The organism is Streptomyces specialis, from assembly GCF_001493375.1.
GTDB classification, from domain to species: domain Bacteria; phylum Actinomycetota; class Actinomycetes; order Streptomycetales; family Streptomycetaceae; genus Streptomyces; species Streptomyces specialis.
In genome coordinates, this window is record NZ_LN929897.1 from 119,845 (window position 1) to 133,585 (window position 13,741).

The following is a 13,741-nucleotide window of genomic DNA, read 5'->3' on the forward strand; positions in this document are numbered from 1 at the left end:
TCACCATGCTGATCGCTCAGCGTCCCTCCCTGACCGAAGAGGTCGTCGACGAGTTCCGCTCCCGGTTCGTGATCGAGCCGCTGGAGCCGGGCTTCGGCTACACCCTCGGCAACTCCCTGCGGCGCACGCTGCTCTCCTCCATCCCCGGCGCGGCCGTCACCAGCATCCGCGTCGACGGCGTGCTGCACGAGTTCACCACCGTGCCGGGCGTCAAGGAGGACGTCACCGACCTGATCCTCAACATCAAGCAGCTCGTCGTCTCCTCCGAGCACGACGAGCCCGTGGTGATGTACCTGCGCAAGCAGGGCCCCGGTCTGGTGACCGCCGCGGACATCGCCCCGCCGGCCGGTGTCGAGGTGCACAACCCCGACCTGGTGCTCGCGACCCTGAACAACAAGGGGAAGCTGGAGATGGAGCTGACCGTCGAGCGCGGTCGCGGCTACGTCTCGGCGGTGCAGAACAAGCAGGCCGGTCAGGAGATCGGCCGCATCCCCGTGGACTCCATCTACAGCCCCGTGCTGAAGGTCACCTACAAGGTGGAGGCCACCCGTGTCGAGCAGCGCACCGACTTCGACAAGCTGATCGTCGACGTCGAGACCAAGGAGGCCATGCGTCCGCGTGACGCGATGGCGTCGGCCGGCAAGACGCTGGTCGAGCTGTTCGGCCTGGCGCGCGAGCTGAACGTCGACGCCGAGGGCATCGACATGGGCCCGTCCCCGACGGACGCCGCGCTCGCCGCCGATCTGGCGCTGCCGATCGAGGAGCTGGAGCTGACCGTCCGCTCCTACAACTGCCTCAAGCGCGAGGGCATCCACTCGGTGGGCGAGCTGGTGGCCCGCTCCGAGGCGGACCTCCTCGACATCCGCAACTTCGGCGCGAAGTCGATCGACGAGGTCAAGGCGAAGCTGGCCGGCATGGGCCTGGCCCTGAAGGACAGCCCGCCCGGATTCGACCCGACCACCGCCGCCGACGCGTTCGGCGCGGAGGACGACGGCGACACCGGGTTCGCCGAGACCGAGCAGTACTGATCTTCCCGGGCGGGCGTCCGCCCGCCCGGGGGAAGCTGACACCGGTACCTGACACGGCCGGTGCAGACACCGACAGGAGAGAACCATGCCGACGCCCACCAAGGGCCGCAGGCTGGGCGGCAGCCCCGCCCACGAGCGTCTGATTCTGGCGAACCTCGCCACCGCGCTGTTCGAGCACGGCCGCATCAAGACCACCGAGGCCAAGGCCCGGCGGCTGCGTCCGGTCGCCGAGCGGCTCATCACCAAGGCGAAGAAGGGCGACCTGCACAACCGTCGCCAGGTGATGCAGACCATCCGCGACAAGAGCGTGGTCCACACGCTGTTCACGGAGATCGGTCCGAAGTTCGCCAACCGTCCCGGTGGCTACACCCGGATCACCAAGGTCGGCCCGCGTCGTGGCGACAACGCCCCGATGGCGGTCATCGAGCTGGTGGAGGCCCTCACCGTGCAGCAGGAGGCGGTCGGCGAGGCCGAGGCCGCCACCACCCGCGCGGTGAAGGAGGCCGAGGCCGCCAAGGCGACCGAGACCACCGAGGGCACCGAGGCGGAGCAAACCGCCGAGGCCGCGGAGGCCGCCGAGCAGTCCAAGGACGAGCAGGCCGAGAAGGACGCCTGACCGTCCGCGTCCTGTCCTGGTCCGCTGGGCCTGTTCCCCTTGTGGGAGCGGGCCCAGCGGCGTTCCGTCGTACGGCGGCGAAGGGTAAGCGAGGGGAAAGCGGGCCATGAGCGACGAGCGGGACCGGGTCCCGCCCGGCCTGGTCCGGGTGCGCCTGGACCTGTCCTACGACGGGCGGGGGTTCTCCGGCTGGGCCCGGCAGGAGGGACGGCGCACGGTCCAGGCGGAGATCGAGGAGGCGCTGCGCGTGGTGACCCGCTCGCGCGCCGAACGGTACGAGCTGACCGTGGCCGGCCGTACGGACGCGGGGGTGCACGCCCGGGGCCAGGTCGCCCACGTGGACCTGCCGGAGGAGGTCTGGGCCGAGCAGCACGACCGGCTCGTGCGCAGGCTGGCGGGACGGCTGCCGCAGGACGTGCGGGTGTGGCGGGCGGCGCGGGCGCCGGAGTTCTTCAACGCCCGGTTCTCGGCGATCTGGCGGCGCTACGCCTACCGCGTGAGCGACCAGCCGGGCGGGGTCGATCCGCTGCTGCGCGGGCACGTGCTGTGGCACAACTGGCCGCTGGACGTGGCGGCGATGAACGAGGCGTCACGGCGGCTGCTGGGCGAGCACGACTTCGCCGCGTTCTGCAAGCGGCGCGAGGGCGCGACGACGATCCGGGCGCTGCGGGACCTGCGCTGGGAACGGCGGCCCGACGGCATCGTGGAGGGAACGGTCGAGGCGGACGCGTTCTGCCACAACATGGTGCGTTCGCTGGTGGGCGCGCTGCTGTTCGTCGGGGACGGGCACCGGGCGCCGGAGTGGCCGGCGGCGGTGCTGGCGGCCCGGACGCGGGACTCCGCGGTGCATGTGGTCCGGCCGCACGGGCTGACCCTGGAGAAGGTCGCCTATCCGCCGGACGACGCCCTCGCGGCCCGCAACGCCGAGGCCCGCAACCTCCGGACGCTCGCCGCCGGTCCTGAAGGCTGACCGGGCCGTGACCTGGGCGCCGGCTCAGCCGTCCTCGTTGCGCCGCCGCTCCTCGACGATCGCGCTGGCGGAGGCCGACGCCTGGGCCTCGCCGCGCTGGATGATGCTGGCGAAGGCGTGGTCGTTGCCGTCCCTGGCCGCCTGCTGGGCCGGGGTGCCGTCGCCGCTGTCGGGGGTGCCGTCGCTGTTGCCCGCGAGGGTGAAGTAGGCGTAGCGGCCGACCTGGTTGCTGGTGGTGCGGCAGCCGCCGAGCTGGCAGAAGACGGGCGCGTCGCCGCCGGTCAGCGCCAGCAGGTACATCCCGGCGCCGCCGGCCTCCTCGCGGGCGGCGGCGGCGTCCTCCTCGGAGGGGAACTGGGCGACGCCCACGGTCACCGCGACGCCGTCGGCGGTGTAGGTGGCGCGCACCAGGCCGGTGCAGCCGTGGTCCGCGAGGACCGCGCCGAGGTCGGCGCTGGTGCCCTGGGCACAGTCGGTGGCGCCGTCGGTGGCGGCCTCGGTGTAGGTCCGGCCGTCGATCTCCATGGTGTCCCCGGCCCAGAACGTGCCGGGCTCGAAGGGGGCGAGGTCCTTGTCGGCGTCGGAGATGAACTCGCGCGGCTGCGGCAGGGGCGGGAGCGTCGTCTCCTCGAAGCTGGGTTCGGCGTCGTCGCTGCCGGAGGGCAGGTCGGAGGGGTCGGGGAGGGTCGCGGACGGGCCGTCGGAGGCGTCGGCGCGCTCGTCGTCGCTCTGGTTGACGATGGCGAGCGCGACCACGGTGCTGATGGCCGGGGCGGCCCCCGCCGAGCCGCCGATCGGGGTCAGCCTCCGGCGCCCGCGCCGCCGCTCGGCGTCTGCGGCGAGCGCGTCCCAGTCCGGAGTGTTCGATCCCCCGGGGACCCACGCCGGTCCCCCCTGCCCGTAACTCATGGGCGAAGTTTAGTGGTGCGCTCCGCGCCGGGAGCGTGGGGGCGCCGGAGGGAACGGGCGGGAGCGGCTGCCCGCGCGCCGGCCGGCCGGAGTAGGCTGACCGGAAAGTACTTCCCGGCGGCGCCGTGTGGCGAGCGCGCGGGGCCTCGTTTTGACCCGGCCCGCGCGAGAGCGGTACTCTGCCTGGTCGATAATGCGTATGGCTTGCTCGATCTCACGTGAGGGGCCTTGCGCCGGTCCACCAGGACGGTTGCCAGCGGTCGCCACCCGGTTTGCGTCACCGGAGTGCGGCTCTTTCTGCCGTGATCGCCGGGTGGCCTTGTCAGAGTCTCACCACTGAAGAAGCGAAGGCTACGACCGTGCGTACGTTCAGCCCCAAGCCCACCGACATCCAGCGTCAATGGCACGTCATCGACGCCGCCGATGTCGTCCTGGGCCGCCTGGCCGCCCAGGCCGCCACCCTTCTGCGGGGCAAGCACAAGCCGGTGTACGCGCCGCACGTTGACACGGGTGACTTCGTCATCATCGTCAACGCCGACAAGGTGCACCTCTCCGGCAACAAGCGGACCCAGAAGATGGCCTACCGGCACTCCGGATACCCGGGCGGTCTGCGGTCCGTCCGTTACGAGGACCTGCTGAAGAACAACCCCGAGAAGGCCGTCGAGAAGGCCGTCAAGGGCATGCTGCCGAAGAACACCCTCGGCCGCCAGATGTTCTCCAAGCTCAAGGTGTACGCGGGTCCCGAGCACCCGCACGCCGCGCAGCAGCCGGTCGCGTTCGAGATCACCCAGGTCGCGCAGTAGTCCGGCCACGTAGTACACGAGAGAGAATCTGAGGAGAACCGTGGCCGAGCCCACCACCGAAACCCTTGACGCCGAGGTCCCCGAGGTCGAGGAGTACACGACCGAGAGCACGCCGGAGGAGTTCGCCGGCGCCGAGACGTCCTCAGCCCGCTTCGGCGACCCGCTGCCCGGCGCCGGCACCGGCCGCCGGAAGAACGCGATCGCCCGCGTGCGGATCGTTCCCGGCAGCGGCAAGTGGAAGATCAACGGCCGCACCCTGGAGGGCTACTTCCCCAACAAGGTGCACCAGCAGTCCGTGAACGAGCCCTTCAAGGTGCTCGAACTCGACGAGCGCTACGACGTCGTCGCCCGCATCTCCGGCGGCGGCGTCTCCGGCCAGGCGGGCGCCCTGCGCCTCGGCGTGGCCCGCGCGCTCAACGAGGCGGACGTGGACAACAACCGCGGCCCCCTGAAGAAGGCCGGCTTCCTGACCCGTGACGCCCGTGCGGTGGAGCGGAAGAAGGCCGGTCTGAAGAAGGCCCGCAAGGGGACGCAGTACAGCAAGCGCTAACCCTTCACCGGTCAACGCCCCGACAGCGGATCCGTGCTGTCGGGGCGTTCCTTTTATAGGGTTACCGCCACATAAGGTCAGCGCTGCCTACGGTTGACGCATGAGCCGCTCGTCGGAAACTTCGGAGGGAACACTGTGGGACGACTCTTCGGCACGGACGGCGTGCGCGGCGTCGCCAACGCGGATCTCACCGCCGAGATGGCGCTCGGCCTGTCGGTCGCCGCGGCGAGTGTGCTCGTCGAGGCGGGCGACCTGTCCGGGGCGGGGCGCGCCTCCCGCACGCGTCCGCTGGCGGTCGTCGGGCGGGACCCGCGGGCGTCCGGGGAGTTCCTGGAGGCGGCGGTGGTGGCCGGGCTGGCCAGCGCGGGCGTGGACGTCCTGCGGGTCGGTGTGCTGCCGACGCCGGCCGTCGCGTACCTGACCGGCTCCCTCGCCGCGGACTTCGGCGTGATGCTCTCCGCCAGCCACAACCCCATGCCCGACAACGGCATCAAGTTCTTCGCGGCGGGCGGCCACAAGCTGGCCGACGAGCTGGAGGACCGCATCGAGACCGTGTACGGGGAGCACGCGGCCGGCCAGCCGTGGCGGCGCCCGGTGGGCGCGGGCGTCGGCCGGGTCACCGAGTACGGCGCGGGCTTCGACGCGTACGTGGCGCACCTGGTGCGGGTGCTGCCCAACCGGCTGGACGGCGTCAAGGTCGTCATCGACGCGGCGCACGGCGCGGCGTCGCGGGTCGCGCCCGAGGTGTTCGCGCGGGCCGGCGCGGAGGTCGTCACCATCGGCGCCGAGCCCGACGGCCTCAACATCAACGACGGCTACGGCTCCACCCACCTCGGCCCGCTGTGCGCCGCCGTGCGCGAACACGGCGCCCACCTGGGCATCGCGGTGGACGGCGACGCGGACCGCTGCCTGGCCGTCGACGCGGCGGGCACGCCGGTGGACGGCGACCAGATCCTCGCCGTGCTGGGCGTCGCCATGCGGGAGGCGGGCACGCTGCGGCACGACACGGTCGTCGCCACGGTGATGTCGAACCTCGGCTTCACCCTGGCGATGGAACGGGAGGGGCTGCGGCTGCGGCAGACGGCGGTCGGGGACCGTTACGTGCTGGAGGAGATGAAGCGCGGCGGCTTCTCGCTCGGCGGCGAGCAGTCCGGGCACGTGATCGTGCTGGACCACGCGACGACCGGCGACGGCACCCTCACCGGCCTGCTGCTGGCCGCCCGGGTGGCGGCGACGGGCCGGTCGCTGGGCGAGCTGGCCGGGGTGATGGAACGGCTGCCGCAGGTGCTGATCAACGTCCCGGACGTGGACCGCTCCCGGGTCGCGGACTGCCGCGAACTCGCCGAGGCGGTCGCCGAGGCGGAGCGGCAGCTCGGCGAGACGGGCCGTGTCCTGCTGCGCCCCTCCGGGACCGAGCCGCTGGTGCGCGTGATGGTCGAGGCGGCCGACGCCGCCCAGGCCCGCGCGGTGGCGGCGGGCCTGGCCGACGTGGTGAAGTCCGCCCTGGGGTGACCGCTCAGAGCTTGCGCAGGCGCAGGCGGCGGACCTTGTGATCGAAGCCCTTCTGGAGGACCAGGGTGGCGCGGGAGCGGGTCGGGGCTATGTTCTCGCGGAGGTTCGGCTCGTTGATGCTGCGCCACTGGTTCCGCGCGTACGCCATCGCCTCCTCCTCGGTGGCCTCGGCGTACCGCCGGAAGTACGACGCCCGGTCCTGGAACGCCGTGTCCCGCAGCTTGCGGAAGCGGTCCAGGTACCAGCCGCCGATGTCCTCCGGCCTGGCGTCCACGTACACCGAGAAGTCGAAGTAGTCGGCCAGCCCCACGCGTCCCACCTGCGTGGGCTGGAGCACGTTGAGGCCCTCCAGGATCAGGATGTCCGGGCGGCGCACGGTCAGCCGTTCGCCCGGGACGATGTCGTAGGTGAGGTGGGAGTACACCGGCGCGCTCACCTCCTCCTTGCCCGCCTTCACGTCCGCCACGAACCGGGTCAGCGCCCGCCGGTCGTACGACTCGGGGAAGCCCTTGCGCGCCATCAGCCCACGCCGCGTCAACTCGGCGTTGGGCAGCAGGAATCCGTCCGTGGTGACCAGTTCGACCCTCGGGTGCTCGGGCCAGCGGGCCAGCAGCGCCCGCAGCAGGCGGGCCACCGTGGACTTGCCGACCGCCACGCTGCCCGCGACGCCGATGACGAACGGGGTCGTGGGCTGGGCGCCGCCCAGGAAGGTGCTGACGGCGGCCCGCAGGCCCTCCGTCGCGCCCACGTACAGGTTGAGCAGCCGGGACAGCGGCAGGTAGACCTCCACGACCTCCGTCAGGTCGATGACGTCACCGAGGCCGCGCATCCGCTCGACCTCGTCGGCCGTCAACGGCAGGGGCGTGCGTTCGCGCAGCGCGCTCCACTCCGTGCGGCTGAGGTCGACGAAGGGAGTCTGCTGCTGGAGCGAGGTTGTCACGCGCCCATTGTCCAGGTCCGGCTACTCTGCCCGCATGTGCGGGATGGTCGGTTACACAGGGGCGGGCTCCGCCCTGGACGTGGTCCTCGCCGGGCTGGGCCGGATCGGGACGCCAGGCAGCGCCGCGGAAGTCCGCTCGGGGGTCTGCTCCGGGGTCTGCTCGGGGGTCGCCGTGCTCGCCGACGGCGGCCTGGCGGCGGCGGGCACGGCCGGGGATCTGCCCGCGCTGCGCCGCGTGCTGGACCGGGGGCCGCTGCCGGCCGGCGGCAGCGCGATCGGGCAGGTGCGGCTCGCCGCCGAGGGGCCCGCGCCCCCGCGGCTCGACCCCGCCGGCCGGGTCGCCGTGGTGCGCGCCGGCGGGCCCGGGGCCGACGGCCAGGAGGTGGCGCGCCTGCTGGCCGGGGCGTTCTCCTCCTGCGCCGACCTGGGCGAGGCGATGCGGCAGGTGTGCCGGTCGCTGCGCGGCGCCTACGCGCTGCTGGCCGTGCACGCCGACGACCCGGACACGGTGGTGGGCGCGTGCCGGGAGCTGCCGCTGGTGGTGGGGCTCGGCGACGGGGAGTCGTTCCTCGCCTCCGACGCGGCGGCCTTCGGCGGGCGGGCGACGCGTGACGTGCGGGAGCTGCGGTCCGGCGACGGCGCCCAGGTCGTGGTGGTGCGCCGGGACGCCGACGAGGCGCGGTACGAGATCACCGACGCGGACGGGGGCGTGGTGGCCGCGTGATCGTCGGGGTGGGGATCGACGTGGCCGAGATCGAACGGTTCGGCCGGTCGCTGGAGCGGACGCCCGAGCTGGCGGACCGGCTGTTCGTGCCGGGCGAGCTGTGGCTGCCCAGCGGCGAGCGGCGCGGTGTCGCCTCGCTGGCCGCCCGGTTCGCGGCGAAGGAGGCGCTGGCCAAGGCGCTGGGCGCGCCGCCCGGACTGCGCTGGACGGACGCCGAGGTGATCCGGACGGACGACGGGCCTCCGCGCCTGGAGGTGCGCGGCACGGTGGCCGCCCGCGCGGCGGAACTGGGCGTGACGGCCTGGCACCTGTCGCTCAGTCACGACGCGGGCGTGGCCTCGGCCGTGGTCATCGCCGAGGGCTGAGCGCCGGGTTCCCGGCCTCGGTCGCCTCCTCCAGCAGCCCGGCCCACGCCTCCGGCAGCGCCCCCGTCACCGTCGAGGCCATCGCGGGCGCCGGGGCCAGACGGCCCGCCCGGCCGTGGAGGTACGCGCCGGCCGAGGCCGCGTCCAGCGCGGACAGCCCGGCCGCCAGCAGCGCCCCGGTGAGGCCGGACAGGACGTCGCCGCTGCCGGCCGTCGCCAGCCAGGGGGTGCCCGTCGGATTGACCCGGACCGGGCCGCCGCCCGGGTCGGCGATCACCGTCGTGGACCCCTTGAGGAGCACGGTCGCGCCGTACCGCGCGGCCAGTTCGCGGACCGACGCGAGCCGGGACTCCTCCACGCGCCGCCGGTCGGTGCCCAGCAGCGCGGCGGCCTCCCCGGCGTGCGGCGTGAGCAGGGTCGGCGCGCGGCGGGCGCGGACCCGTTCCGCGTCGAGCAGCCGCAGGCCGTCCGCGTCGACCAGGACCGGCATCCCGGACGCCAGCACGTCCGCGACCGCCTCCCGCGCCTCGGGCCCGTCGCCCAGGCCCGGGCCGACGACCCACGCCTGCACCCGGCCCGCCTTGTGCGGCGGGCCGGACGACACCAGCGTCTCCGGGTACCGGGCGAGGACCATCGTGTCGGCGGGGGACCGGCCCACATACCGGACGGCCCCGGCGCCGCCGCGCAGCGCGCCGCCCACGGCGAGCACCGCGGCGCCCGGGTAACGGGCCGACCCGGCCGCCACGCCGACCACGCCCCGCCGGTACTTGTCGGACTCGGCGGCCGGGCGCGGCAGCAGCGCGGCGACGTCGGCGTCCTCCAGCGCCTCCGCCTCCGGCTCGGGCGGCAGCTCGGGGCCGAGCCCGATGTCCACCAGCCGCACCTCGCCCGCGTACTCCCGCGCCGGGTCGATCAGCAGCCCCGGCTTGTGGGTGCCGAACGTCACGGTCAGCGCCGCCCGTACCGCCGGGCCCGCCACCTCGCCGGTGTCGGCGTCCACGCCGCTGGGCAGGTCCACCGCCACCACCGGCACCCCGGCCCCGGCCGCCAGCCGCGCCGGTTCCCCGGCCTCGGGGCGCAGGCCGCCGCGCCCGCCGATGCCGGTGATGCCGTCCACCACCAGCCGGGCCCGCGCGATCACCCGCCCCTGTCTCTTATACCCCTCTGACGCTGCCGACGAAGCGGATAGATCACATCCCCCCTTGTTCTGCATGTGTAACTGTACATGCACCCGAATTGCTTTCTACATGCCCTTCACTGCTCCACCGCCCATATCACAAGTCCCCCGCCCCCGGCCCGCCCCGCCCCCGCCCCCCCCCCCCCCCCACCCCCCCGCGCCCCCCCCCCCCCCCCCGGCCCCGCGCGATCACCCGCCCGGCGTCCGCCGGGCCGGTCACCCGCCCGCCCGCCGCCCGCAGCGCGGCCAGGCCGCCGGGGTGCGCCCGGTCCGGGTTCACCGTCACGGCCGTCACCGCGACGCCGCGCCGCGCCAGCCGGGCGCCCGCGTACAGGGCGTCGCCGCCGTTGTCGCCGCTGCCGACCAGCAGCACCACGCGGGCCCCGTACCGGCGCGGTCCCAGCAGCTCCGCGCAGGCCGCCGCCAGCCCGGCCGCGGCCCTGGCCATCAGCGTGCCCTCCGGCAGCCGGGCCATCAGCGCCCGTTCGGCGGCCCGGACGGTCTCCACTCGGTATGCGGTCCTCATGGCACAAGTCTGTCCCGTCCGCCCGGGGTCCACCTGCGACACTGGAGGATGATGAACGACCACTCACCCGCGGACGGCAGACGGCTGCGCGCCGACATCGATCTCGGCGCGCTGCGCGCCAACGTCCGCGCGCTCCGCGAACGGGCGAGCGGCGGCGCGGCGTTGATGGCCGTGGTGAAGGCCGACGCGTACGGGCACGGCATGGTGCCGTGCGCCCGCGCGGCGCGGGAGGCGGGCGCGGCCTGGCTGGGCACGGCGACGCCGGACGAGGCGCTGGCGCTGCGCGCGGCGGGCGACACCGGGCGGCTGCTGTGCTGGCTGTGGACCCCGGACGGGCCGTGGCGGCGGGCCGTCGAGGCGGACATCGACATCTCGGTCAGCGCCGGATGGGCGCTGGAGAAGGTGACGGCGGCGGCCCGCGCGGCGGGCCGTATCGCCCGTGTGCACCTGAAGGCCGACACCGGCCTGGGCCGCAACGGCTGCCAGCCCGCCGACTGGCCCGCCCTGGTCGCCTCGGCGCGGGCCGCCGAGGCGGCGGGCGCGGTGGCGGTCACCGGCCTGTGGTCGCACTTCGCCCGCGCCGACGAGCCGGGCCACCCGTCGATCGCCGCCCAGCAGGCCGCGTTCGCCGAGGCGCTGGCGACCGCCGCGCGGGCCGGACTCGACCCCGAGGTGCGGCACTTGGCGAACTCCCCGGCGACGCTCACCCTGCCCGCCGCCCACTACGACCTGGTCCGCCCGGGCGTCGCGGTCTACGGGCTGTCGCCGTCGCCCGAGATCGGCGTCCCCGAGGACTTCGGGCTGCGGCCGGTGATGACGCTGCGGGCGACGCTGGCGTCGGTCAAGCGCGTCCCGGGCGGCCACGGCGTGAGCTACGGCCACGCGTACACCACCCCGGGCGCCACCACGCTGGCCCTGGTCCCGGCCGGGTACGCCGACGGCATCCCCCGGCACGCCTCGGGCGGCGGCCCGGTGCTGGTGGCCGGGAAGTGGCGGACGGTCGCCGGCCGGGTGGCGATGGACCAGTTCGTGGTGGACCTCGGCGGCGACACGGCGTCGGCCGGAGACGAGGCCGTGCTGTTCGGGCCCGGGGACCGGGGCGAGCCGACCGCCGAGGACTGGGCCCGCGCGGCCGGGACCATCGGCTACGAGATCGTCACCCGGATCGGGCCCCGCGTGCCGCGCGTCTACCACGGGGAACGCGCCGGGCGGGCGGAGTCCCCGTCGTGAGCCGGTCGCGCCGGGTGGGCGTGGCGGGTCTCGCGCTGGGCGCGGTGGCGGCGCCCGTCTCCGTGGACCGGCTGCCCGTCAGCCGCGCGGTGCGGCGCCAGGCGCGGCTCGCGCTGGACGCCGCCGGTCCGTACGGCTCGCTGCGCGGCACGCCCGGGACCGCCGTCGCGGAGGACGGCACCGGCCTGTACTTCGAGACCGACGAGATCGACGCGGCGGCGGACGGGCCCGCCCGCCCGGCCGACGACAAGGCGGGCGGCCCGGTGCCCCGGCCCGTGGACGTACCGCCCGTGGATGTGCCGGCGCCCGCCGTCACCGTCGTCTTCAGCCACGGGTACTGCCTGCACCAGGACGTGTGGCACTTCCAGCGGGCGGCCCTGCGCGGCGTGGTCCGCGCGGTGTACTGGGACCAGCGCAGCCACGGCCGTTCCCGGCGCGGGCGCGCGCAGCGGGAGTCGGGGCGGCCGGTCACCATCGAGGAGCTGGGCCGCGACCTGAAGGCCGTGCTGGACGCCGCCGTGCCCGAGGGGCCCGTGGTGCTGGTGGGGCACTCCATGGGCGGGATGACGATGATGGCGCTGGCCGAGCAGTTCCCCGCGTACGTGGCCGAGCGGGTGGCCGGGGCGGCGTTCCTGTCCACCTCGGCGGGGAACCTGGCGGACGTCACCTACGGCTTCCCCGCCCCCGCCGTCCGCGCGGTGCGCCGGGTGCTGCCCGACGTGCTGCGGCTGCTGGGGTCCCGGCCCGGGCTGGTGGATCTCGGGCGGCGGGCGGCGGGCGACCTGTACGCGGGGCTGGTGCGGCGGTACTCGTTCGGCGCGCCGGGCGACGTCGACCCGGGGGTGACGCGCTTCGCCGAGCGGCTGATCGAGTCGGTGCCGGTGGACGTGGTCGCCGAGTTCTACCCGGCGTTCGGCCCGCACGACAAGGCGCGGGCGCTGGCCGCGTTCGGCGGGCCCGCCGCGCCGCCGGTGCTGGTGCTGGCCGGGGAACGGGACGAGATCACGCCCGCCGCGCACAGCGAGCGCATCGCCGCCGCGCTGCCCGGGGCTGAGCTGGCGCTGTTGCCGGGCGCCGGGCATCTGGTGCTGCTGGAGGCGCCGCACGAGGTGAACGAGCGGCTCGCCCGGCTGCTGGCGCGTAGCATCCAGAGCCATGAGCCAGCTCTCTGAGGCGCCGGTGTCCTCGGCGTCGTTCACCGTCACCGGGGCCGAACGGATGCGGGAGGTGGGCCGGCGGCTGGCCGCGCTGCTGCGGCCGGGCGATCTGGTGCTGCTCACCGGCGAGCTGGGCGCGGGCAAGACCACGCTCACCCGGGGCATCGGCGAGGGTCTCGGCGTGCGGGGCGCGGTGACGTCCCCGACGTTCGTGATCGCCCGCGTCCACCCGTCCCTGGCCGGCGGGCCGCCGCTGGTGCACGTGGACGCCTACCGGCTCGGGGGAGGGCTGGAGGAGATGGAGGACCTGGACCTCGACGTGGCGCTGCCGGAGTCGGTGGTCGTCGTGGAGTGGGGCGAGGGCCGGGTCGAGGAGCTGTCGGAACAGCGGCTGCACGTGGTGATCCACCGGTCCCGGGGCGCCGGGGCCGACGACGAGGCGGCCGACGACACCCGCGAGGTGACGGCGACCGGCGTCGGCCCCCGCTGGGCGGGCGTCGATCTGTCGGTCCTCGGCGCGGCGTAGATCCCGGCCCCGGCCCGTTACGGGACGACCACCACCGGGACGCCCGCCGCGGCGAACCGCCACATCGCGTCGCCGTCCTCACGGGTCTGCCGGATGCCGCCCGTGCCCCGCGCGGTCCCGTCCGGGTCGGGGGTGGAGCCGTCCAGGGCGGCGGAGAAGCCGAACACCGTGCCGTCGGCCGCCACGTGGAAGACGACCGTGTGCTCGATGGCGACGCCGTCCGAGCCGGTGCCCTGCTCGGCCCGTGAGGTGACGGCGTACTCGCCGGCCGGCGGGCTCACCTCGCTGGGGAAGACCTCGTAGGTGTCGGTCACCACCTCGCCCGGACCGTCGTCGGCGGTGTCCACCAGCCAAACCCCCCGCTGTTCGAGGGAGTAGACGACGCGCTTGCCCCGGCCCGACTCGGCGGGCACGGCGGGCGGACCCTCGGTCGCGGCGCCGCCCGTTCCGCCGTCGTCGCCGGTGGGCGAGGACTTCGCGGGCGGCGCGGCGACCGGGTGGTCGTCGGCGGCCGACGCCTGGTACGCGAAGAAGGCGACGACGGCGAGCGCGGCGACGGTCAGTCCGGTGACGACGGCGCCGGAGCCGGGGGCCGAGGGAGGGCGTGCCACGGGTCTGCCGCCTTTCGCGGGGGGCCGTGCCCCTGGGCACGGCGGGGGCGGGGGGGCCGACGCTACCAGGCGTCCGGAAGCCGCTTCCGGAGCCGTA

15 protein-coding genes and 1 pseudogene are annotated in these 13,741 nt (G+C 75.0%); 11 read left to right on the top strand and 5 right to left on the bottom strand.

Going from position 1 to position 13,741, the window contains the following annotated elements:
- Nucleotides 1-5 precede the first annotated feature (5 nt).
- The 3 genes from BN2279_RS23210 to truA all read left to right on the top strand — a co-directional run bounded on the left by BN2279_RS23210 (nucleotide 6) and on the right by truA (nucleotide 2,614).
- The gene (locus tag BN2279_RS23210) at nucleotides 6-1,028 is read left to right on the top strand and encodes a DNA-directed RNA polymerase subunit alpha (protein WP_059012903.1); all 1,023 of its coding nucleotides are present in this window, start codon (nucleotides 6-8) and stop codon (nucleotides 1,026-1,028) included.
- An 85-nt stretch (nucleotides 1,029-1,113) separates the two neighbouring features.
- Nucleotides 1,114-1,644 (top strand): 50S ribosomal protein L17, encoded by a 531-nt coding sequence (gene rplQ / locus BN2279_RS23215; RefSeq protein WP_059012905.1) that lies wholly within the window; start codon nucleotides 1,114-1,116, stop codon nucleotides 1,642-1,644.
- Nucleotides 1,645-1,750: 106 nt separating this feature from the next.
- Nucleotides 1,751-2,614 (top strand): tRNA pseudouridine(38-40) synthase TruA, encoded by an 864-nt coding sequence (gene truA / locus BN2279_RS23220; protein ID WP_059012907.1) that lies wholly within the window; start codon nucleotides 1,751-1,753, stop codon nucleotides 2,612-2,614.
- Between the two features lie 24 nt (nucleotides 2,615-2,638).
- On the opposite strand, the gene BN2279_RS23225 is transcribed toward truA, so the two are convergent.
- Nucleotides 2,639-3,523, bottom strand: coding sequence for a hypothetical protein (locus BN2279_RS23225; RefSeq protein WP_059012909.1), 885 nt, complete (start codon nucleotides 3,521-3,523; stop codon nucleotides 2,639-2,641).
- 359 nt (nucleotides 3,524-3,882) lie between these two features.
- On the opposite strand from BN2279_RS23225, the gene rplM reads away from it, so the two are divergent.
- From rplM to glmM, 3 genes are all read left to right on the top strand, one after another.
- On the top strand, nucleotides 3,883-4,326 hold the full coding sequence (rplM, locus tag BN2279_RS23230; protein WP_059012911.1) for a 50S ribosomal protein L13: 444 nt from the start codon (nucleotides 3,883-3,885) through the stop codon (nucleotides 4,324-4,326).
- Nucleotides 4,327-4,354: 28 nt separating this feature from the next.
- Nucleotides 4,355-4,876, top strand: a complete 522-nt coding sequence (gene rpsI / locus BN2279_RS23235) for a 30S ribosomal protein S9 (protein ID WP_407702313.1) — start codon at nucleotides 4,355-4,357, stop codon at nucleotides 4,874-4,876.
- A gap of 135 nt (nucleotides 4,877-5,011) precedes the next feature.
- The gene (gene glmM / locus BN2279_RS23240; protein WP_059012915.1) at nucleotides 5,012-6,388 is read left to right on the top strand and encodes a phosphoglucosamine mutase; all 1,377 of its coding nucleotides are present in this window, start codon (nucleotides 5,012-5,014) and stop codon (nucleotides 6,386-6,388) included.
- A 4-nt stretch (nucleotides 6,389-6,392) separates the two neighbouring features.
- Here the strand turns inward: glmM and coaA are convergent, their stop codons facing one another.
- Nucleotides 6,393-7,328 (bottom strand): type I pantothenate kinase, encoded by a 936-nt coding sequence (coaA, locus tag BN2279_RS23245; RefSeq protein ID WP_079032434.1) that lies wholly within the window; start codon nucleotides 7,326-7,328, stop codon nucleotides 6,393-6,395.
- A gap of 34 nt (nucleotides 7,329-7,362) precedes the next feature.
- Between coaA and BN2279_RS23250 the strand changes: the two genes are divergently transcribed.
- Both BN2279_RS23250 and BN2279_RS23255 read left to right on the top strand, forming a co-directional pair.
- Nucleotides 7,363-8,052: a hypothetical protein gene (locus BN2279_RS23250; RefSeq protein ID WP_079032435.1), complete on the top strand. Its 690-nt coding sequence runs from the start codon at nucleotides 7,363-7,365 to the stop codon at nucleotides 8,050-8,052.
- Nucleotides 8,049-8,417, top strand: a complete 369-nt coding sequence (locus tag BN2279_RS23255; protein ID WP_059012920.1) for a holo-ACP synthase — start codon at nucleotides 8,049-8,051, stop codon at nucleotides 8,415-8,417. The genes BN2279_RS23250 and BN2279_RS23255 overlap by 4 nt, the downstream gene beginning before the upstream one ends.
- Here BN2279_RS23255 and BN2279_RS23260 read toward each other — a convergent pair.
- Nucleotides 8,401-9,558: an NAD(P)H-hydrate dehydratase gene (locus BN2279_RS23260; protein WP_234348065.1), complete on the bottom strand. Its 1,158-nt coding sequence runs from the start codon at nucleotides 9,556-9,558 to the stop codon at nucleotides 8,401-8,403. The genes BN2279_RS23255 and BN2279_RS23260 overlap by 17 nt on opposite strands.
- A gap of 253 nt (nucleotides 9,559-9,811) precedes the next feature.
- Nucleotides 9,812-10,042 (bottom strand): annotated as a pseudogene (locus BN2279_RS31610) (NAD(P)H-hydrate epimerase); the annotation flags it as partial.
- 129 nt (nucleotides 10,043-10,171) lie between these two features.
- On the opposite strand from BN2279_RS31610, the gene alr reads away from it, so the two are divergent.
- The 3 genes from alr to tsaE are packed head-to-tail and all read left to right on the top strand — an operon-like array spanning nucleotide 10,172 to nucleotide 13,033.
- Nucleotides 10,172-11,350 carry an alanine racemase gene (gene alr / locus BN2279_RS30800; RefSeq protein WP_059012923.1) on the top strand — a complete coding sequence of 393 codons (1,179 nt, stop codon included), beginning with the start codon at nucleotides 10,172-10,174 and terminating at the stop codon, nucleotides 11,348-11,350.
- Entirely contained in the window at nucleotides 11,347-12,522 is a 1,176-nt protein-coding gene (locus tag BN2279_RS30805; protein WP_059012925.1) for an alpha/beta fold hydrolase, read from the top strand. The genes alr and BN2279_RS30805 overlap by 4 nt, the downstream gene beginning before the upstream one ends.
- Nucleotides 12,506-13,033 (top strand): tRNA (adenosine(37)-N6)-threonylcarbamoyltransferase complex ATPase subunit type 1 TsaE, encoded by a 528-nt coding sequence (gene tsaE / locus BN2279_RS23280; RefSeq protein ID WP_059012927.1) that lies wholly within the window; start codon nucleotides 12,506-12,508, stop codon nucleotides 13,031-13,033. The genes BN2279_RS30805 and tsaE overlap by 17 nt, the downstream gene beginning before the upstream one ends.
- 17 nt (nucleotides 13,034-13,050) lie before the next feature.
- On the opposite strand, the gene BN2279_RS23285 is transcribed toward tsaE, so the two are convergent.
- Nucleotides 13,051-13,644 carry a hypothetical protein gene (locus BN2279_RS23285; protein ID WP_059012929.1) on the bottom strand — a complete coding sequence of 198 codons (594 nt, stop codon included), beginning with the start codon at nucleotides 13,642-13,644 and terminating at the stop codon, nucleotides 13,051-13,053.
- Nucleotides 13,645-13,741: the final 97 nt, after the last annotated feature.